At 38.9% G+C, this 20,579-nt stretch carries 15 protein-coding genes; 14 read left to right on the top strand and 1 reads right to left on the bottom strand.

Annotation, left to right across the window (positions count from 1 at the left end; all coding sequences use genetic code 11):
• The first annotated feature begins 27 nt into the window (after positions 1 to 27).
• The 10 genes from porU (at position 28) to FHX64_RS06155 (ending at position 14,552) form a co-directional block, all read left to right on the top strand.
• The gene (gene porU / locus FHX64_RS06110; RefSeq protein ID WP_183412908.1) at positions 28 to 3,435 is read left to right on the top strand and encodes a type IX secretion system sortase PorU; all 3,408 of its coding nucleotides are present in this window, start codon (positions 28 to 30) and stop codon (positions 3,433 to 3,435) included.
• A 104-nt stretch (positions 3,436 to 3,539) separates the two neighbouring features.
• The gene (gene porV, locus FHX64_RS06115; RefSeq protein WP_183412909.1) at positions 3,540 to 4,655 is read left to right on the top strand and encodes a type IX secretion system outer membrane channel protein PorV; all 1,116 of its coding nucleotides are present in this window, start codon (positions 3,540 to 3,542) and stop codon (positions 4,653 to 4,655) included.
• Positions 4,656 to 4,755: 100 nt separating this feature from the next.
• A complete protein-coding gene (gene ispF / locus FHX64_RS06120; protein ID WP_183412910.1) occupies positions 4,756 to 5,244 on the top strand; it encodes a 2-C-methyl-D-erythritol 2,4-cyclodiphosphate synthase in 489 nt (162 codons plus the stop codon).
• 129 nt (positions 5,245 to 5,373) lie between these two features.
• A complete protein-coding gene (locus FHX64_RS06125) occupies positions 5,374 to 5,703 on the top strand; it encodes a hypothetical protein (protein ID WP_183412911.1) in 330 nt (109 codons plus the stop codon).
• A 24-nt stretch (positions 5,704 to 5,727) separates the two neighbouring features.
• Positions 5,728 to 8,220 (top strand): ferrous iron transport protein B, encoded by a 2,493-nt coding sequence (gene feoB / locus FHX64_RS06130; protein WP_183412912.1) that lies wholly within the window; start codon positions 5,728 to 5,730, stop codon positions 8,218 to 8,220.
• A 14-nt stretch (positions 8,221 to 8,234) separates the two neighbouring features.
• The gene (locus FHX64_RS14460) at positions 8,235 to 8,420 is read left to right on the top strand and encodes a FeoB-associated Cys-rich membrane protein (RefSeq protein ID WP_183412913.1); all 186 of its coding nucleotides are present in this window, start codon (positions 8,235 to 8,237) and stop codon (positions 8,418 to 8,420) included.
• A gap of 376 nt (positions 8,421 to 8,796) precedes the next feature.
• Positions 8,797 to 9,480, top strand: a complete 684-nt coding sequence (locus FHX64_RS06140; RefSeq protein ID WP_183412914.1) for a TonB-dependent receptor plug domain-containing protein — start codon at positions 8,797 to 8,799, stop codon at positions 9,478 to 9,480.
• A 121-nt stretch (positions 9,481 to 9,601) separates the two neighbouring features.
• The gene (locus tag FHX64_RS06145) at positions 9,602 to 11,056 is read left to right on the top strand and encodes a TonB-dependent receptor family protein (protein WP_183412915.1); all 1,455 of its coding nucleotides are present in this window, start codon (positions 9,602 to 9,604) and stop codon (positions 11,054 to 11,056) included.
• 374 nt (positions 11,057 to 11,430) lie between these two features.
• Entirely contained in the window at positions 11,431 to 11,781 is a 351-nt protein-coding gene (locus FHX64_RS06150) for a hypothetical protein (protein WP_183412916.1), read from the top strand.
• 239 nt (positions 11,782 to 12,020) lie between these two features.
• Positions 12,021 to 14,552 carry a TonB-dependent receptor gene (locus FHX64_RS06155; protein ID WP_183412917.1) on the top strand — a complete coding sequence of 844 codons (2,532 nt, stop codon included), beginning with the start codon at positions 12,021 to 12,023 and terminating at the stop codon, positions 14,550 to 14,552.
• Between the two features lie 110 nt (positions 14,553 to 14,662).
• On the opposite strand, the gene FHX64_RS06160 is transcribed toward FHX64_RS06155, so the two are convergent.
• Positions 14,663 to 16,363 carry an alpha-amylase family glycosyl hydrolase gene (locus FHX64_RS06160; RefSeq protein ID WP_183412918.1) on the bottom strand — a complete coding sequence of 567 codons (1,701 nt, stop codon included), beginning with the start codon at positions 16,361 to 16,363 and terminating at the stop codon, positions 14,663 to 14,665.
• A gap of 428 nt (positions 16,364 to 16,791) precedes the next feature.
• On the opposite strand from FHX64_RS06160, the gene nadB reads away from it, so the two are divergent.
• The 4 genes from nadB (at position 16,792) to FHX64_RS06175 (ending at position 20,571) form a co-directional block, all read left to right on the top strand.
• Positions 16,792 to 18,363 carry an L-aspartate oxidase gene (gene nadB / locus FHX64_RS06165; protein WP_183412919.1) on the top strand — a complete coding sequence of 524 codons (1,572 nt, stop codon included), beginning with the start codon at positions 16,792 to 16,794 and terminating at the stop codon, positions 18,361 to 18,363.
• A gap of 81 nt (positions 18,364 to 18,444) precedes the next feature.
• A complete protein-coding gene (gene lgt, locus FHX64_RS06170) occupies positions 18,445 to 19,293 on the top strand; it encodes a prolipoprotein diacylglyceryl transferase (RefSeq protein ID WP_183412920.1) in 849 nt (282 codons plus the stop codon).
• A 34-nt stretch (positions 19,294 to 19,327) separates the two neighbouring features.
• Entirely contained in the window at positions 19,328 to 19,702 is a 375-nt protein-coding gene (locus FHX64_RS14315; RefSeq protein ID WP_246392323.1) for a hypothetical protein, read from the top strand.
• Positions 19,699 to 20,571, top strand: a complete 873-nt coding sequence (locus FHX64_RS06175) for an IS3 family transposase (RefSeq protein ID WP_183413736.1) — start codon at positions 19,699 to 19,701, stop codon at positions 20,569 to 20,571. The genes FHX64_RS14315 and FHX64_RS06175 overlap by 4 nt, the downstream gene beginning before the upstream one ends.
• The last annotated feature ends 8 nt before the right edge of the window (positions 20,572 to 20,579 follow it).

Here is a 20,579-nt window from a genome sequence, read left to right on the forward strand (position 1 = left end):
CTTTGACCTTTCAATTAAATTTCACCCATGACCCGACAAGCCTCCCTGTGGATATTGGCTTTGTTCTTAACCAGCTTTGCTAATGCCGCTTTTGCATCAGTGCATACCTATGCCAATCATTCAGTGCTTGCCCAGGGGACATGGATAAAAATCAGAATTGCTTCAACCGGATTTTACAGGCTAACTTTTGATGACCTAAGGAAAGCTGGGATAACCAATCCTCAGGATGTCCATGTATATGGCTATGGAGGAGCGGAATTACCAGAAGACTTCACAAAACCGTTTATCGACGATTTGCCTGATAATGCCGTTTATGTAGGCAGCAATTATATTGTTTTTTATGCCCAGGGGCCTATCAGTTGGCAATACAATACGACTCAAAAAAGATTCACACACGTCACCAACTGTTACTCTGATTATGGATACTACTTTATAAATCAAGGAAGTACACCAACAAAACGAATTTCATTAGCTACGGCAGACACCTCAATCCCGACAGACACAGCCGACTATTTCCTGGATTATGCCCTTCATGAAAAAGACCTGATCAATTTAGCAAATTCAGGCCGGGAATTTTATGGAGAAACGTTTAGCTATACCAATTCTTATACATTCCCTTTCACTTTCGTGAATGCCGACACTCGCAGAAATAGTTTTATAAGTATTGATGCTGTAGCCAATTCCACCAATACCAGCAGCTTTACGGTAAATGTTAATTCAGCAACAGTAGGTACTGTTGGAATTGCAGCGGTTAGTAGCATGTATGATCTTGCCCGTGATGGAAGCGGAGCTTTCCCATTTACACCAAATATGGATAATCTAAATGTCACGCTAACCTACAATCAGCCAAATTCTGTTGCAACAGGATACCTGAACTGGATCGAAATGAATGTTTATCGCAAGCTGATCATGACAAATAGTGTGATGTTTTTTCGTAATCCTGATTTTTTGAACACAGTAAAAATTCCACTTTTCACTCTCAGTAATGCCAATAATAATGTAGCAATCTGGAATATTACCGATCCGCAGAATATTCAAACGGTTCCAACAACCCGACAAGAGACAACACTTCGCTTTGTGTCATCTGCTTCAAACAAAAATTTACAACAGTTTGTAGCAATCGACACCTCTCAAATGTCCGCTTTACCATCTCCTGAAATAGTTCAGACAAATGTTCCCAATCAGGATCTTCATGCTCTTTCAGCGCAGGATATGGTTATTATTTCTCCTGATGCGTTTATCTCCGAAGCTGAACAACTGGCACAAATACATCGCGATCATGACCATTTAAAAGTGACCGTTGTAACCCCGGAACAAGTCTATAACGAATTTTCATCAGGGACACCAGATGCAACTGCCTACCGCAAGATCATGAAAATGCTGTATGATAAATATGGAAGCAATCCGACCACAGCTCCAAAATATTTATTACTCTTTGGCAGAGGCTGTTTTGACAATCGTGGCATCATTCCTACTTCAGAGCCAATACGACAACTTCTTGATTTCGAATCCTACAACTCCATTAGCCAAACAGCATCTTATATGTCCGATGACTATTTCGGCTTTTTAGATGACAATTCGGGAGTTAATCTTAATTCTGACATATTGCGTATTGGTGTCGGTCGTTTCCCAATCTATACCGTCGATCAGGCCGAAGCAACCGTTAACAAAACGATTCAATACATTGAAAATCAAAACACCGGTTATTGGAAAAACCAGGTTTGCTTTGTAGGTGATTACTATGCCGGCGATGCTCCTGACTACGACATTCACATGACACAGGCAGACAGCATAGCTTCCATTACGGCAAGTGCCAATCCCTATGTTCAGGTCAACAAAATTTATCTGGATGCTTTCCAAGCAGTTACAAACGCAACCAGTGTCACATATCCCACAGCAAAAGATAAGCTATTGAACCTCATTAAATCAGGAGTACTGTTGTTAAATTACACCGGACATGGTGGAACGTCAGGTTGGTCGAATTCACAAATACTGACCACAGACGACATTCAATCTATGTACAATCAGAATCTAGCCCTTTGGGTAACAGCCACGTGCGATTTCACCCGATGCGATTATACGGATTTAACGGCCGGAGAAGATGTATTTCTGAATCCCAATGGCGGTGGTATAGCTCTTTTTACTACCACAAGAACCGTTTTTTCAACCTCCAATTTCATTATCAACCAAAACTTTGCACACAATGTATTCTATCGGGATTCCAATGGCAACTCCCTACGACTTGGAGATATGATGATGCGTACAAAAAATGCCATGCCCGGAGATGACAATAAAATGAATTTTATTTTGATAGGCGATCCGGCATTGAAGCTGGCATTCCCTGCTCCCAACTTCACTGTCGTGGTAGACAGTATCAACCATGTTCCCATTTCAAAGACAGATACGCTTAACGCACTTTCCACCATGACTATTAGTGGACATGTTGATGAACCAAATACGAATAATGTTTGTACCGATTTCAATGGGTATGTTCAAACGAAAGTTTTCGACAAAGTGGAAAAAATGACAACGTTAGCCAATATCTCAGGATCAAGTCCTTTTGTGTATTACGACCGACCTAACATACTTTTTTCAGGCAAATCATTGGTGAAAAACGGACGCTTTACAGTGGAAGCTATTATTCCCAAAGATATTGATTATAACTTTGGCACAGGAAGAATGAGTTTTTATGCCGCAGATTCTTTAGGCCACGAAGGCCAAGGTAATTTTACAAATTTCTTTGTAGGAGGAACCAATAACCAAATTGCATGGGAGAACAATGGACCAGACATTCATATGTACCTCAACACACCGGAATTCCGGAATGGAGATAAAGTTAACTCAACACCTCTTTTCGTAGCAGATGTAAGCGACCAAACAGGCATTAATACTATTGGAAGCGGCATTGGCCATGACATTACCTTAACACTGGATAACGACCCGAATAATTATTACGTACTCAATGATTATTTTCAATCCAATATTGGTGATTACCGCAGTGGAGTGATTCAATATAAACTTCCTACGCTCAGTAACGGCAAACACACACTGACATTTAAAATTTGGGATGTATTGAACAATTCCAGTGATTCTACTATTAATTTTACTGTTCAACAAGGAATTAGCCCTGACTTCTATAAAATTTACAATTATCCTAACCCAGTTACAGGAGAAAGTACTAATTTTGTCTTGCAACATGATCGTCCTGACAACATATTGTCGATCAAAGTATTTGTATACGATATCACTGGTCGTTTGTTAAACATCATACAGCAAACTGCTGTCACAGAATCGTCCACGACAACTATCCCGTGGAATGTAACGGATGCAAACGGAGTTCGCCTGCAACCTGGAATTTATCTTTATAAGGTTGAAATAGCATCTGACAATGGTTCATACAGTTCAAAAACACAAAAAGTAATTATCAGTCAATAATAAAAGAGCGATTTTTTCGTTTTATATAACAAAGTTTACAACAACGTATTATACGAACAAAGCCAACATAAACAGACAAATTATTTACCCAAAAGCATTTTTCAATGAAAAAAATATTGTTTCTATTCGTGTTTGTATTGCTTATTGCCACGGTTACCTCAGCACAGAAAACGGTTGATAATTCATTAAATCCGTTGGTAACTGGAGTGCCTTCATTATCAATTGCTCCGGATGCTCGTGGAGGTGGCATGGGTGATGTAGGAGCAGCTACAACTCCCGATGTCAATTCCCAATATTGGAATCCGGCTAAATATGCTTTTATGGAAAGCGGTGCAGGCCTTTCTTTATCATACACGCCATGGCTTCGTAAATTGGTAAGTGACATGAGTTTATCCTATCTAGCAGGATATTATAAGATTGGTGATCAACAAGCAATAAGTGCCTCTTTACGTTACTTTTCCTTGGGATCAGTAGATTTGACTGATGCAAGCGGGAATACATTAAATAGCATTAATCCCGCTGAATATTCCATTGACGCAGCTTACTCGCGCCAGCTTTCCGACAAATGGTCGGCTGCCGTAGCTCTTCGTTTTATCTATTCGGATTTATCCGGAGGACAAATTACGGATATGTACCCAGGTTCTGCTGTAGCAGCGGATGTAGCTACCTATTACCACTCTACCATTCAGGCAGCTAATGGTGATGCAATTTTTGGATTTGGAGCTGACATTTCAAACATCGGATCAAAAATCTCATACGATAAAGGAAATACCAGTAACTTCCTGCCAACTAATCTTCGACTTGGAGTCTCTTATCAATACCCAATGGATAACTACAATTCTATTTCGTTTAATGTTGATGTAAATAAATTATTGGTAGAGCCTCAAGACACAATGACTACCGAACAATATTCACAAATATCCCCAATTACCAGCATCTTCAAATCATTCAGCGATCCAAATTTCATCAAGCGGATTCAGGCTTCGGTGGGTGTTGAATATGGCTATAATAACCAGTTTTTTGTGCGTGGTGGTTATTTTTATGAATCACAACTCAGCGGGAATAGAAAGTACTTTACATTAGGTGCCGGTTTTATGCTCAATGTATTTCGCTTAGACGTAGCCTATTTAATTGCTACTTCGCAAAGTAATCCGTTGGATCAGACGTTGCGCCTATCTCTTGGATTTGATCTGGCAGGAATTAAAGGTCTTATGAAATAATCAATTACCAAAATAGATAATGAAATCTCCGTGTTGCGTCAGGATGAAATTACCAACTGCAGCATGAACATTTCTTCAGTTTTGCATAAATAAGGTTGTTATGAAAATTCGAGTTGGTATGGGCTTTGATGTCCATCGTTTTGCAATAGGACGTGAATTATGGTTGGGAGGCATACGGATTGCTCATCCAATTGGCTTGTTGGGACATTCGGATGCAGATGTACTCATTCATGCCATTTGTGATGCATTGCTTGGAGCCGCCAATGCACGTGATATCGGGTTTCATTTCCCCGATAGTGACAAAAAGTATGAAGGTATCGACAGCAAAATTTTGCTGAGCAAAACCATGCAAATTGTTCGGGACAAAAACTTCGAGGTCAGCAACATCGATTGTACTATTTGTGCCGAACATCCAAAATTACAAGGATATATCCCTGAAATAACCGGGAAATTAGCAGAAATTATAGGTGTTTCAGAAGATGATATTTCGGTAAAAGCCACAACCACCGAGAAACTTGGATTCATTGGCAGAAATGAAGGAATTGCCACATATGCTGTGGCATTACTTTATCAAACCGGGAAAGAATAGCCAGTCTTTACCCGGGAAAGGCAAAAATCATCATTTATAGGGATACTTTATTCTATAAATGGTCACTTCTGGTGATTAGCCATTTGTGTAGAATGTCGTAACTTTGCAGCGATTTTAAAGCGATGCTCTATGCAAAAAATGACTTATTGGGCTGTATTGTACTTCAAGATTATTGACTCTTTCTATTTGCGTGTACAAAACAGTAACTTTTTCTTTTCTGCATATTCTATTCATACTTTAGCGAATACCATTGCTCGTAGCGCTATCTGCGAGGGGCAAACATTTCTGAGATTACCTGACTTTTTCATCCTTTTCTACAATCAAACAATTAAATCATTGCAAGACAAAGTATTGTTTATGAAGCTTGCAAGTATTGCAAACGATTTAAAACTAAATCGTTTGGTAAGTCATGTGTATCCTCAGCTCAAATTTTATACGCCATTCGCTGTCAGACATTGAATTACAACTAACATTGAAGCATTTATGACAACAAATATCAGAACCACCCCTTTATCGGAATTGAGTACCGGAGAAGAAGGTATCATCATCAAAGTCCTGGGACACGGTGCTTTCAGAAAGCGAATTACGGAAATGGGATTTGTTAAAGGGAAAAAAGTAACTGTCATAAAAAATGCGCCCCTTCAAGATCCGGTTGAATATGAGATTTTAGGATACAAAGTATCGCTTCGACGCACAGAAGCAGCATTAGTACAAATGGCCGCGATAGAAGAAGCTGGAAATCTTACAGAGGCTTCTTTTGCAGGCACGATCGACGAAGAACGCTTAAAAATATCAGCACACGAAAAAAGTTTAAATATCAACGTAGCACTGGTCGGGAATCCGAATTGTGGAAAAACCACACTATTTAATCATGCTTCGGGATCGCACGAACATGTGGGGAATTATAGCGGTGTAACAGTTGATGCCAAAGAAGCCTTCATGAAACATCGGGGATACACGTTTCAATGGATTGATCTGCCAGGCACTTATTCCATCACCGAATATTCACCCGAAGAACTTTATGTGCGTAACTACATAACCGATAAAATGCCTGACATTGTGGTTAATGTAGTAGATGCTTCGAATCTGGAACGAAATTTATTTTTGACAACACAGTTAATCGATATGAACATTAAGGTTGTCATTGCCCTGAACATGTTTGATGAACTGGAAAAAAAGAATATTCAATTTGATTATGAATCACTTGGAAGGATGGTAGGAATTCCTATCATACCCACTATTGCATCGAAAGGAAAAGGGATTGACGAATTATTGGATAAATTAATTGATGTATATGAAGACCGAGATCCGAATGTTCGCCACGTCCACATCAATTACGGCACTGACATTGAAGCTGCCATCAAGTTGATTCAAAATGAAATATGGAAAAATCCATCCATTACGGATAAACTATCATCGCGTTATCTTGCCATCAAACTTCTGGAACAGGATAAAACAACGATGAATCAACTTACGGCAAGTTGTCAAAACGTTCAGCAAATCAAACTGGTTACTGCAACAGCCATTCAACGGTTAGAAAAAGAGTACGGAGAAAACTCCGAAACTATTATCACCGATGCAAAATATGGTTTCATAGACGGAGCGTTAAAAGAGACATATCAAGAAAATATCAAAGATAAGCGCAAAAACAAACATGAACTGGATGATGTATTAACTCATCGGTTTTGGGGATTTCCCATTTTCATTTTTTTCATGTGGCTCATGTTTCAGGCAACTTTTACATTGGGAAGCTATCCGATGGTATGGATAGGAGACGGCGTTGCATGGATCAGTCAGATGGTTAGTAATTTGCTTGCGCCAGGTCCATTGCACGATTTAGTGGTTGACGGAGTAATTGCAGGTATAGGAAGCGTCATTGTGTTTTTACCCAATATATTGATTCTTTTCTTGTTCATTTCCATTATGGAAGATACGGGATATATGGCCCGGGCCTCTTTTATCATGGACAAACTGATGCACAAAATTGGACTACATGGCAAGTCTTTTATTCCACTGCTAATGGGATTTGGTTGTAATGTCCCTGCCATTATGGCAACACGTACATTGGAAAACCGCAAAAACAGAATTCTCACCATGATGATTATCCCATTCATGTCTTGCAGTGCTCGATTACCGGTATATGTATTGCTAATATCTGCATTCTTTGCTGCTTATCAAGGGCTTGTCTTGTTTTCTATTTACTTTACAGGAGTGTTGTTAGCAATTTTAGTCGCTTTGGTAATGAAAAAAATCGTTTTCAAAAAACAAGAAGCTCCATTTGTTATGGAACTTCCACCCTATCGTATGCCTACAATTAAAAGTACCACTGTTCACATGTGGTTTAAAGCCAAACAATATCTTCATAAAATGGGGAGTGTGATTTTGGTAGCATCTGTTTTGCTCTGGGCATTGGGATATTTTCCACGACACAGCAGTAAGGATCAATTTTACGCACAGCAAATAGCCAAAATAGAAGCCAATTCCCAGCTTTCTCAACACACAAAAACCAATGAAATAGAGAATCTTTCGCTTGACAAAGAATCAGCTCAACAAGAAAATTCTTACATCGGGCGATTGGGTCATGCAATAGAACCAATTATGGCACCTTTAGGATTCGACTGGAAAATGAGTGTCAGTCTAATTTCCGGCTTTGCAGCAAAAGAAATTGTTGTCAGTTCAATGGGAATTCTCTATCAGGCAGGTTCTCATGCTGACGAACATTCTCAAACCCTAAAAAACCAATTAATTAAAGAAAAATATCAAAGTGGGCCTCTGATTGGGAAAGCTGTTTTCACGCCCGCTGCAACCATTGCGTTTCTTCTCTTTGTTTTAATCTATTTTCCTTGCATTGCCACTATAGCAGCCATTAACCGGGAAGCCGGATGGCGCTGGGCTACATTCGCTGCGACATTTACCACAGTGTTGGCCTGGGTAGTAGCATTGCTTGCATATCAGATCGGCAGTTTGTTTTCATAATAAATTTTTCAATCATGATACAAGATATTATCGTCATTCTTGTTATTGCTATCGCACTATATTTTGCAATAAAGAAACTTATCAAACAGATGCATCCCAAAAAGAAAGGTTCACTCTGTGATGGTTGTTCCGGCTGTACTCTGAAAAATGACCTGACGAAGCATCACATCTCATGTGATCATATGACATCCATAAAATAAGGAATGGAAAAGATGTGAGAATTTGAAGATAATGACTTTCTTAACTTCACATTCTCCATTCCATTGTAAAGGAGTTATTCAAAGACAAGAGTATTAACACAAAATCTGTAAACAATCTTCAGGACAATACACTACATGGAGCATTGCCGGAACGTTTAATAGAAGGCTTATGGCTGAAACTATTCAAGGCAGTGCAAAATCTATCAAAATTTCACTTTCGTAATATATCGCTCTTCTATCCCAGGCAGGAGTCGGAAAATTATAACCGAAATTTGGCTATCAGCAATTAAGCACCAGAGTTTAGGTAAAAGCTCCTATCATTTGGCGGATTATCCCTGTTTGATTGTTTATGTTTTTTTATAAATAAGATGAAATAATGAAAAATATAACAACAAAAACACCTAATACTGATCAGAGAAGAAAGATAAACGTGTTGGCGCTATTATTCTTTTGTTTTATAGCCAATGGGTATGCCCAATCAACTACGAAAGAGGATCCTTTGCAGGCAAAATATCCTGCAACACTTCTTTATGATTCATTGCGGGAGGTAAAGATCACTGCTTACAGAACGATGAACGGTGTGGGCCGGATAAAAGATGTCAACAAGCAGGTAATTTATGCTGGGAAGAAGACGGAAGTGGTTGTACTTGATAGTTTGGATGCCAATAAAGCCATTAATACTACCCGGCAGATCATAGGCCGTATTCCGGGATTAAATATTGCTGAAACAGAAAGCGACGGTTTTACGGCCAATGGCGTTGGCTTTCGCGGACTGAACCCTTACCAGAGTATTGAAACCAACACCCGGCAAAACGGTTATAATATTTCTGCCGATGTTTTTGGTTATAATGAAGCCTATTATCTTCCCCCGATGGAAGCAGTAAAGGATATCATATTTTTACGTGGCGCATCCTCTCTCGCCTTTGGACCACAAATTGGCGGCATGATTGATTATGAGCTTAAAGACGGCGGCCCAGGGCCCATTAATATTACAACATCTCAAACTATGGGGAGCTATGGTATGTACAACAGTTTCACTTCTGTGGGGGGGCACGTATAAAAAAATCAAATATTATACCTATTTACAGTACCGATATTTTAAAGGCTGGAGAGACAATTCCCAACAAAACCAGTTATCGGGGTTTGCAAGCATAAAGTACTTTCCTACAGAAAAGCTTCATATGGGCATTGAATATTCTGCGTTGCGAAACACCATTCGTATGCCGGGAGGTCTGACAGACGCTATGTTCAAGGAAAACCCAAAACAATCTATACGGGCCCGCAACTGGTTGCAAAGTCCCTGGAATATTATCGAAGCGCATGCAAGTTATACGTTTAACAAGAATACTTCCATAAGCTTAAAATCTGCCTATAATCATAGTGAACGGGACCTGGTTTGGAGAAATGAAGATGACTGGCCGATAAAGGATACCATCACTCCTTCCCTTTCTTATGTTCCGCGCGAGGTAGAACACGAATACTTCAGAAGTATAGCCAATGAATTACGTTTTGTTACAGGATATGATATAGGGAAACAGTACCAGACCCTTTCCCTTGGATTACGGTATTCATATAACACCAAACACAATCTTCACGGAGCGGACGGTACTACAGGAAGTGATTTAGATTACACAACTACTTCTCCCTGGGGCGGCAATATGTATTATTACACTACCAATATAGCAGCCTATGCTGAAAATCTCTTTAGAATCGGACGAAGATTTTCTGTCAGCCCAGGCCTGCGATTTGAGTACCTGAGTACTATGGCCAACGGCTATGATGAAAATACCGCAGGAGATAGTACTGACCCTTTTGTTTACGCAAACAAGGAGAGACGTACCCGCAAAATTTTGTTGAGCGGTATTAGCCTGGAGTATAAAATCTCTGAAACTACAAATATTTATGCAAATGGCAATCAAAGCTACCAGCCCATCACTTATGATCAATTAACTCCATTCGGGAGCATTGCCAAAATAGATCCAAATATGAAAGATCCCAAGGCGAACAATATCAACATCGGTTACAGGGGAGTAATTAAACATGCTTTGAACTTCGATGTGGGCGCTTTTTATATGAGCTATAAAAATGAGATCGGCATCATTAATAAATCAACAGTTACAACAAATTATGAGTACAGAACCAATACCGGCAATTCTGTGCACAAGGGGATCGAAACGTATGTTGAAGTAAATATTCTTGGAGGGATTATTCCCAGCTTGAAAGCAGGAAGGTTGGGCATGTATAATTCTTATGCCTACATAGATGCCCGCTATGTTTCGGGGCCATATAAAGGCAATGATGTGGAATATGCCCCTAAGAATATTGAGCGGGTTGGGCTGGATTACAGTATCAAGCACTTCTCCATGAACCTGCAATATTCCTATACTTCGTCTTCCTATAGCGATGCAGCCAATACAGTTTTTGCTGCCAATGCTTTAACAGGTATTATCCCGGCGTATTACGTTGTTGATCTATCGTCTTCTTATAATATAAATCAGAAACTTAAACTAAAGTTTGGAGTCAACAATTTAACGGATGAAAAGTACTTTACCCTTCGAACTGATGAATACCCCGGGCCGGGTATTATACCTTCAATAGGGAGAATGTTGTATGCCGGCTTATCTGCAACACTTTGATTTATAAAGATCACCTAATTTGATGCCTGAAGCGTCTTATTTCTTTAAAGAAGTGTGATAACTTCATGTACGCAGTGTTTTACTTCTTTAAAGCATTTCCTTGCTTCATATCTACAGAGGGTATTGGGAGCATTCAAAGGATTGCTCCCAAGGTTACTTTTTCGAAAGAAGAAAATTCTCCTGCTTTTTAGTATATTTCTAATAATAGAACAAAGGATGCAGTCCTTTTTTTGACATAAAAGGTACAGGGATATCAATTCGTAGTTATCTTTGCAGCATCTTTTGTTAGTCCTCAACAATACCATTGATTGCTTTGCAAGATTTCTTTGCAAATTCAGCGAAATATTCAATTGAACAGTAAATCTCTGTTTTTCATGTATTTTTCTTCAAAAAAGCGTCTTATATCTTTCGAACGTGTATTGGCAATATTTTTATTGTCACTCATGTGTGGCGCTCTTTTGATTAAACCTGTGCATATATTTTTCATTCATCACAATGTTGTTGTGATGCACGATACAGAAACAAAAATATCTTCGCCAGTTGAAAAAGATTGTCCAATCTGTGATTTTGAGTTTTTTCTTTATACTTCTCATACGGAACATCCGCTTCCACAAGCAGCATTGCTTCCTCATCAAAAAGAACGTGCCGTCATTACAAGCAAAGCTTTTAACAGTTTCGCCGGCGCTCTTTCTTTAAGAGCCCCCCCTGTCCTATCATTCATTTAAGTTTCAAATTCAATCTGTATCGAATAACAATCGATACATGATCTACCTTTATTTAATTACATGAAACCTTGTTCTTGAATAAAACAATAAAAGGATTACGCAGTGGTATGCCATGTGCACAGATACCATCGAAATCCGGTTATATATCTATTCAAATTCATTGATAAGATACATCTGTTTTTGCGTTTTAACGCAATAGTAGATTGATGTATAGTTGTTTTACTTAATTATTTATCCATATGTTATTCAAAAAAATCATCTTCATCATATTAGTAACACTCATTACTATTCCTCTTTTCGCAAGCAACAGTACAAGCATCGTAACCAGTTCGCTGACAGGAGTTGTCGTGGACAAAAGTTCCGGGGCTCCATTAATAGGAGTCAATGTTTATTTTCCTGATTTAAGAAAAGGAGCCATTACCGATGGCAATGGTAAATATGAGATTAACAATCTTCCGGCAATCACCCAAAGTATTGAAATCAGTTACACAGGGTATCAAACGATTACGAAAGACATTAATTTGCGAACCAACCGAACCGCTAATTTTGCTATGACAGAATCGAATTCAGAACTCAATGAAGTAATTGTTACCGGTGTAAGCAAAGCCACTCAAATCAAGCAAAGTCCTGTTCCTATCGTTGCAGTTGATAAAGTCTATCTTAATGAAAATAGCGCTTCAAATAATATTATCGCGGAAATTACTCATATTCCGGGGATAAGCACTGTCACCACAGGGCCCAACATTTCAAAACCGTTTATTCACGGATTAGGATACAACCGGGTGGTTACATTATTGGATGGCATTCGAATCGAAGGGCAGCAATGGGGCGACGAGCATGGCATAGAAGTCGACCAGAATGCCATCAATCATATTGAAGTAATAAAAGGTCCGGCAAGCTTGACATACGGTTCGGGAGCCATTGCAGGCGTTATCAATCTGATTACAGCTCCAACCATTCCGGACGGGAGAATCTTAGGATCTTTCTCAAATGATTATGGCACAAACAATGGACTGATCAATACCTCATTTCAATTACAGGGAAATAACAACGGACTCGTATGGGGAACTGTTCTGACCAATAAATTAGCCAAAAACTATGAAAACCAACATGACGGAAGAGTATACGCCACCGGTTTCAAAGAAAAAGATGCCCGTGTAATGATCGGACTTAATAAATCATGGGGATATTCGTATCTGAACGCTTCTGTATTTGATGATATTCAAGATATTCCAGACGGTAGCCGCGACTCACTCACGCGTCAGTTCACGTATCAGATCACTGATGCAGATACCTATCGGCCTATAGTTCCGGCATCAATGCTGGACTCGTATGCTACGCCAGCATTGCATCAACATGTGCAAATGTATAACATATACGATAATAGCAGCTTTAATATCGGGAACAACACGTTGTTGCTAAATTTGGGTTATCAATACAGCCACAGAAGGGAATATACCCATCCTCAAAATCCATCCGTACCAGGATTAAACTTGGAATTGCATACGCTCAACTATGACTTGAAATATAATTTCACTCCAGGCAACAATTACGAAACCACAATAGGATTAAACGGCATGTATCAGGATAATAAACTCGGAAAGAACAGTACTGATTTTCCGATTCCGGCATACCGCCTATTTGATATCGGAGCATTTGTTTTTGCAAAGAAAAGTTTTGGGAAAGTAGACGTTTCAGCAGGAGGACGTTATGACACGCGTGTCATCAGCTCAAGCGCTGCATATATTGACACAACCGTAACATATTTTCCATCGTTATATTACGGACAAAATCCTACGGGAACGCCAAATGTCATACAACAATTCAATGCATTTCACAAAACATTTTCAGGCCCATCAGGCAGTTTGGGTGCAGCCTATAATGTTTCGAATGCCTTGTTGTTGAAAGCAAATATTGCCACCGGATTTAGGGCACCAAGCATAGCAGAACTATCGGCTAACGGCGCTGATCCGGGATCCCAGATCTATCATGTTGGAAATATTAATTTTAAACCGGAATACAGTATACAAGGAGATATTGGAGCTTACATAACCTTGCCTGTCGTATCAGCCAGTGCCGAATTGTATGATAACAATATTGAAAATTATATTTTCCAGGAACAAATGACTGATGCAAATGGCACTCCGGAAAGAGTCAATGCCAATGGATCTTTAAATCCAAACGGGCAATACAGCCGATTTACCTATACACAAACCAAAGCACGCATTTTAGGGGGTGACTTTACATTAGACATCCATCCATTAGCTTGGTTACATTTCGAGAACTCTCTCACATTGACATACGGAACCAACTTGGGCAATCACGGAAACGAACCGGATAGTCTCCGATATTTACCTTTTATTCCTCCTTTGCACACCTATTCAGCATTACGCGCCACATTTTCAAAAGGATTTAATTGGTTCAGAGGCATGTACGGTTATATCGGATTGACTCATTTTGAACCTCAAAAGCGCTTTTTTGCAGCTTATGGTACTGAAACATATACGGCAGGCTACAACCTTTTAAGCGCTGGATTCGGGGGAAATATTGTAAACAGAAAGGGAGAAAAAGTCGTTGAACTTTATATTGAAGGAACCAATCTTGCCAATGTGAATTATCAATCCAATATGAGCCGCCTAAAATATTTCGACAATCCGGTTGTGCCGGCAGGAATTCAACCAGGGATTTTCAATATGGGACGTAATGTCAGCTTAAAGGTAGTAATACCATTTGATCTGTCGCCAAAAACAAAAGTAACGAACAAAATATAGCCCAGATTAATAAAAAAGCGGCTATGTCTTTATTGAACATAACCGCTTTTTTATTATGGCCATCCAAGCATGCACTGTCAAATAATCAATTGAATAAATTTATCATTGATTTATCTTGCCCATTTCATTTTTAGAATCTTCCCTGAAAATGCATTCAAATGCATAGAATAAGGCGTATGCGAACTGAATTCCTGCTCTAACTCTTGTTCTCCAGAAAGCAAATCAACACCATTCATTTTTGTACCTTCAGGCAGTTCCAAGTAATGAAACGCATGTTGTGGAATATTTATCAGTATATCGGAACACAAAGCATCGAAATTTACGCATATCAAAATAAGCTCATCACCCGCTTTTCGCAAATAAGCAAATTGTTTATCAACATTAAACATCTGATTTTCATAATTGACATACATAAGGTCAAACATTTCGCCATGAGCAATAGCTTTCTCATCCTGTGAGATATTCAGTAATTTCTGATAGAAATTTCGTAAATCACGTTCTTGTTCTGTCAATAGCGCTCCGTCACAATTTCCTTTATTATACCATCGGCGAACAGTATCCATGCTCCAATAATCGAAAATAGTTGTTCGTCCGTCATCTCCGCTAAAACCTTCAACATCAGATCCACGCTCTCCTAATTCCTGTCCAAAATAAATCATGACAGGAGAGACACTTAATGTAGCCGCAATAATCATTGCTGGTACAGCCTGTAAAGGATCGCCTGCAAAAAAACGAGATGCAATCCGTTGCTCATCGTGATTTTCAAGGAAGAAAAGCATGTGAGGCAATATGTCACTTACCTGTTGCCATTTCACACTGACATCTCTCGCCGATTCAAAATCAGTTGTGATGGCACGCAATGTATCGTACATTCCCACTTTGTCATAAAGGAAATCAAACTTACCAATTTCAATAAAATGACGATATGACGAAGGAGTGTAAATTTCAGCAATGAAAACAATGTCAGGAAACTTAGCTTTTACTTGAGGAATTACCCATGACCAAAACTCCACTGGGACCATTTCTGCCATATCACAACGAAAACCATCAATATTCTTCTGTGCCCAAAACAATAAAATAGATCGCATTTTTTGCCACGTATCAGGAATTGGATCAAAATATTTTGACTTCCCATTTACATAATCGACCCCATAATTCAGTTTTACTGTCTCATACCAATCATAGATTGTAGGGTGTGACGTAAATTGGTCATTTCCTGTTGCTTTGGCAGGCGATTCCACATACGGAGATTGTTCATCTCCCGTTAAATCCATCTGGGGAGCAAATAATTCACCCGGCAAATAATAAAAATTATTTTGAGAATCGAATGCAAGTTTTTGATTATCAAGCTCACCCAAATCAAACACATCAGCCGGCTTCGCATCTGAATGATATTGGCGTGCCACATGGTTCGGGACAAAATCAATCAACACTTTAATATCCTGCATATGCGTTCGTTCTATTAATGCCTCAAATTCATGCATCCGGTTTGTAACATCCACCGCCAGATCCGGATCTACATCGTAATAATCTTTAATAGCATACGGCGAACCCGCCTTCCCCTTAACAATAGCAGAATGATCTTTTGTAATTCCAAATGCGGAATAGTCGGTTTGCGATGCATGTTCTATAATCCCCGTATACCAAATATGTGTAATCCCCAATTTTTTGATCTCTTGAAGAGTTTTTGACGTTATATCCTGAAACTTTCCACATCCATTGGATTCGATGTCTCCGTTGTGAATTAGTCTATCGTGGGTATTGCCAAAAAGACGCGGTAAAATCTGATAAATAATCATTTTTGAACTCATAGGTTGGATGATGGAATTTACGAATTAATTGTGCATTTGAAAACAAGGAAACATGCATGTCTTTTGATAAAAAAGGATATATACTGAAAATCATTAAGCAAAGCAGGCGAAATGAAATAAATAGCTCGGAGTAAGTGTGTAGCAATAAGCGTAATTCAATTTTTTAAGCGATTGGATTAGTATCAAAATGGATTCTTCTCAGTATAAAAAGCATGTCATCGCGTTGAACATATCATTGCTCGTTGACCAAACAAAGATAACGATTCTCAATGCCAAATGGTAGTAAAAAAGCTAAAAACATTTGATTGACTGCAAGTCCTGAAAAAAGAGTATCTTTGCTTATTCAAATCAAACAACAAAACACGAATATGCCAACATTGATTTTCGAGACGAAACATTAGTGTTACGACATTTACAAATAAATAAAGATGGAATACCGCTATGATTTTTTGGTTATTGGAGGAGGTATTGCCGGATTAAGCTTTGCTCTCAAAGTAGCATCCAAGGGTAAAGTTGCCATTTTAACCAAAACATCTTTAGAAGAAGCCAATACATTTTATGCTCAGGGAGGCGTGGCTACCGTCATGCTTCAGTCGGATAACTTCGAAAAACATATTCAGGACACGCTGATAGCAGGAGATTTTCTGTGCAACCGGGAAGCAGTCGAAAAAGTAGTCCGGGAAGCTCCAGCTCAAATTAAAGAGTTAATTCAATGGGGTGTTGATTTTGACAAAGATGATTCGGGACATTTTGACTTGCATCGCGAAGGGGGACATTCCGAGTTTCGTATTTTACACCATAAAGATTCGACCGGTAGTGAAATTCAGGAATCATTGGTCAATCGGGTATTACAAAATCCGAATATTGACATTTTCAATGATCATTTCGCTATCGATTTAATTACCCAACACCATTTAGGCCAAATTGTTACACGGCACACTCCAAACATTGCATGCTATGGAGTATATGTGCTGGATCATAACACACGACGTATCGATACGTTTTTGGCAAAAATTACCTTGGTAGCAACCGGAGGTATTGGAAATGTATATCAAACCACAACCAATCCGGCTATTGCCACAGGAGATGGTATTGCCATGGTGCATCGGGCACGTGGAGTAATTTCTGATATGGAATTCGTTCAGTTCCATCCCACAGCGCTTTATCATCCCGGAGAACGGCCCTCGTTTTTGATAACGGAAGCTATGCGGGGCTATGGTGCACTATTACGCACAACGGACGGAAAAGAATTCATGCACAAATATGATATTCGTGGAGAGTTGGCTCCCCGCGATATTGTTGCACGCGCTATTGATAATGAAATGAAAAACCGTGGAGATGACTTTGTTTATTTGGACGTCACCCACAAAGACGCAGAAGAAACAAAACAACATTTTCCGATGATCTATCAGAAATGCATGAGCCTTGGCATTAATATAACACGTGATATGATTCCCGTCACCCCGGCAGCCCATTATTTATGTGGTGGCATCCAGGTTGATCTGAACGCACATACATCAATTAACCGTTTGTATGCAGTCGGGGAATGTAGCCGGACTGGTTTGCATGGAGCGAATCGCCTTGCCTCAAATTCGCTCATTGAAGCTGTTGTATTTGCCGATGCTGCTGCCAAAGACGCCATTCAACGCATTTCACAATTGTCATTCGTAGAAGTTCCTGAATGGGACGATGCAGGGACTTCATTACCAGAAGAAATGGTCTTAATCACTCAAAGCATCAAAGAAGTGCAGCAAATTATGACAACGTATGTAGGTATTGTACGTTCCAATCTGCGATTGCAGCGTGCAATGTCACGTCTTGAAATCCTGTATCGTGAAACCGAAAGTTTATTTGACCGATCTGTTGTTTCAAAAGAAATTTGCGAACTTCGCAACATCATTAGTGTTGGCTACCTAATCATAAAACAAGCCATGCAACGAAAAGAAAGCATTGGGTTGCATTATACAATTGATTATCCGGAACCTTGCGAAAAACATTGAAGTATTAAGATGGATGTTTTTCAATTCATTGAAATTAAACAAGCGAAAAAAGAATAATTATTTAACTGAAAATCAGCATTTATGAATCTATTTATTCATTGGAATGTCAATCCCGAGATTGTCAAGGTGTTTGGCATCTCCATTCGTTATTATGGCATTTTATTTGTCGGAGGTATTATTTTGGCCCTGTTCATATTAGAAAAAATGGCCAAACGTGAAGGATTTACTCAGAAAGAATGGGATAAACTGACTTTATATGGGTTAATCGGCATTATTGCCGGAGCCCGGTTAGGTCAATATCTATTCTATGAACCAAGTCAACTAATAACACATCCTTTGGAAGTCCTTCTTCCAATTGAACAAATGCCTGATGGCCACTATCATTTTATTGGATATCAGGGTCTTGCCAGCCATGGTGGTGCTTTGGGATTAATTTTGGCATTAGCGCTTTTCACATGGAAAACGAAACGTAACATATGGGTAACGCTTGATTTAGTAGCTATTGTAACACCTTTATCAGGTTTTTTTATTCGGATGGCCAACCTAATGAATTCTGAGATTTATGGAAAGAAAACCGATGTACCTTGGGCATTTATTTTCGAAAGAGTAGATCAATCACCCAGACATCCTTCGCAAATTTATGAAGGCCTTTCCTATTTGTTTATCTTTTTTCTTAATATGTTTTTATACAAAAAGATCAAATCGAAGGTTGGATCCGGGTTCTTCTTCGGGCTAACAATAGCATTAATCTTCACGGCACGTTTTATCATTGAATTCTTCAAAGCTCCTCAGGAAGCTTTTGAACGGAATATGACACTCGATATGGGACAATGGCTCAGCATTCCATTTGTTTTAATAGGTCTCTTTCTTGTTTGGAGAAGCTATAAAATTCCAAACCGAATCAAGTCAGTATCCTCGCATAAAAAATAACAGCAAAAACAAGCTGACTCAAAAGGATTATAGCATGTCCTTTAAATTATCGATTATTTCAGAGATAGAACGAGGAGATATCTCAGTCACATCAGCTACGAAGAAATATGGTATACAGGGAAGATCCACAGTTGTTGGTTGGCTCAGAAAATATGGTACCTTTGATTGGGAAAATCAAACGCCGAGTAATATGCCAAAAAGTAAAGATCAAAAGATCCTTGAATTAGAACAAAAGATCAAGGTTTTAGAAAAGCAAAAGGCATTTCTAGAAAAACAGGCAGAGCAATCTGATATGAAAGCAGCTTTCTTTGACATGATGGTTGATATGGCAGAAAAAGAGTACAATATCTCTATCCGAAAAAACTCTTTACCCGAACAGTCGACCGATTCAGCCAAGAAAACAAAGTGAGCAAAACCTCCACCTGTGGATTGCTCGGGGTAAGTAGACAGGTTTATTATCGTTATTGTAGGTCAAAACAGAAGAAACAGGACAAGGCAGAGCAAGTATTAACAATGGTTCGTCCCATACGGAAAAATATGCCCCGAATAGGATTCAGGAAGTTATATTATCTTCTTTATGAACCATTAATAGAATTACATGTTGGCCGTGACAAGTTTCTATCTATACTAAAGGCTAATCAGATGTTGATTAAACCAAAGAGAAATTATCGTATAACCACAGACTCCCACCATCGTTTTAGAAAGCACAAGAATTTGGTGGCAGATATAGAACTGACCCATCCCGAACAGGTTTGGGTATCGGATATAACTTATATCGGGGGCAGGGACAGGAACTGTTATCTGGCATTAGTTACAGATGCATATTCCAAAAAGATCATGGGTTATGATGTTTCTAATAGTTTGTCCACTGAAGGTTCTTTGAGAGCATTAAACATGGCCATTAAACAAAAAAAATATAAAAACAAACTGATCCATCATTCGGATAGAGGATTACAGTATTGCAGTAACGATTATCAAAATGTATTGAAAAAGAAAAAGATTATACCAAGTATGACTGAGCATTATGACCCTTATGCCAATGCGATAGCTGAGAGGGTAAATGGGATATTAAAACAGGAGTTTTTTCTGGAGGATTATCTGGTAGATATCAAAACAATGAAATTATTGGTAGAAGATGCTGTTCATATTTACAATACACAAAGGCCACACTGGTCGTGTTACATGAAAACACCTGAACAGATGCACTGCCAAAAAGAAATAAAAATTAGAAATTATAAAAAGCAAAACCTTATCAAGGCTAGCCTTGATAAGGTTTGATAAAAAGA

The sequence above is a fragment of the Microbacter margulisiae genome, from assembly GCF_014192515.1.
GTDB classification, from domain to species: Bacteria; Bacteroidota; Bacteroidia; order Bacteroidales; family Paludibacteraceae; genus Microbacter; species Microbacter margulisiae.

Excerpts from the sequence above, each read along its gene's own strand:
- porU (WP_183412908.1), top strand. The coding sequence starts at position 28 with ATGACCCGACAAGCCTCCCTGTGGATATTGGCTTTGTTCTTAACCAGC.
- porV (WP_183412909.1), top strand. The coding sequence starts at position 3,540 with ATGAAAAAAATATTGTTTCTATTCGTGTTTGTATTGCTTATTGCCACG.
- ispF (WP_183412910.1), top strand. The coding sequence starts at position 4,756 with ATGAAAATTCGAGTTGGTATGGGCTTTGATGTCCATCGTTTTGCAATA.
- FHX64_RS06125 (WP_183412911.1), top strand. The coding sequence starts at position 5,374 with ATGCAAAAAATGACTTATTGGGCTGTATTGTACTTCAAGATTATTGAC.
- feoB (WP_183412912.1), top strand. The coding sequence starts at position 5,728 with ATGACAACAAATATCAGAACCACCCCTTTATCGGAATTGAGTACCGGA.
- FHX64_RS14460 (WP_183412913.1), top strand. The coding sequence starts at position 8,235 with ATGATACAAGATATTATCGTCATTCTTGTTATTGCTATCGCACTATAT.
- FHX64_RS06140 (WP_183412914.1), top strand. The coding sequence starts at position 8,797 with ATGAAAAATATAACAACAAAAACACCTAATACTGATCAGAGAAGAAAG.
- FHX64_RS06145 (WP_183412915.1), top strand. The coding sequence starts at position 9,602 with ATGGGCATTGAATATTCTGCGTTGCGAAACACCATTCGTATGCCGGGA.
- FHX64_RS06150 (WP_183412916.1), top strand. The coding sequence starts at position 11,431 with ATGTATTTTTCTTCAAAAAAGCGTCTTATATCTTTCGAACGTGTATTG.
- FHX64_RS06155 (WP_183412917.1), top strand. The coding sequence starts at position 12,021 with ATGTTATTCAAAAAAATCATCTTCATCATATTAGTAACACTCATTACT.
- FHX64_RS06160 (WP_183412918.1), bottom strand. The coding sequence starts at position 16,363 with ATGAGTTCAAAAATGATTATTTATCAGATTTTACCGCGTCTTTTTGGC.
- nadB (WP_183412919.1), top strand. The coding sequence starts at position 16,792 with ATGGAATACCGCTATGATTTTTTGGTTATTGGAGGAGGTATTGCCGGA.
- lgt (WP_183412920.1), top strand. The coding sequence starts at position 18,445 with ATGAATCTATTTATTCATTGGAATGTCAATCCCGAGATTGTCAAGGTG.
- FHX64_RS14315 (WP_246392323.1), top strand. The coding sequence starts at position 19,328 with ATGTCCTTTAAATTATCGATTATTTCAGAGATAGAACGAGGAGATATC.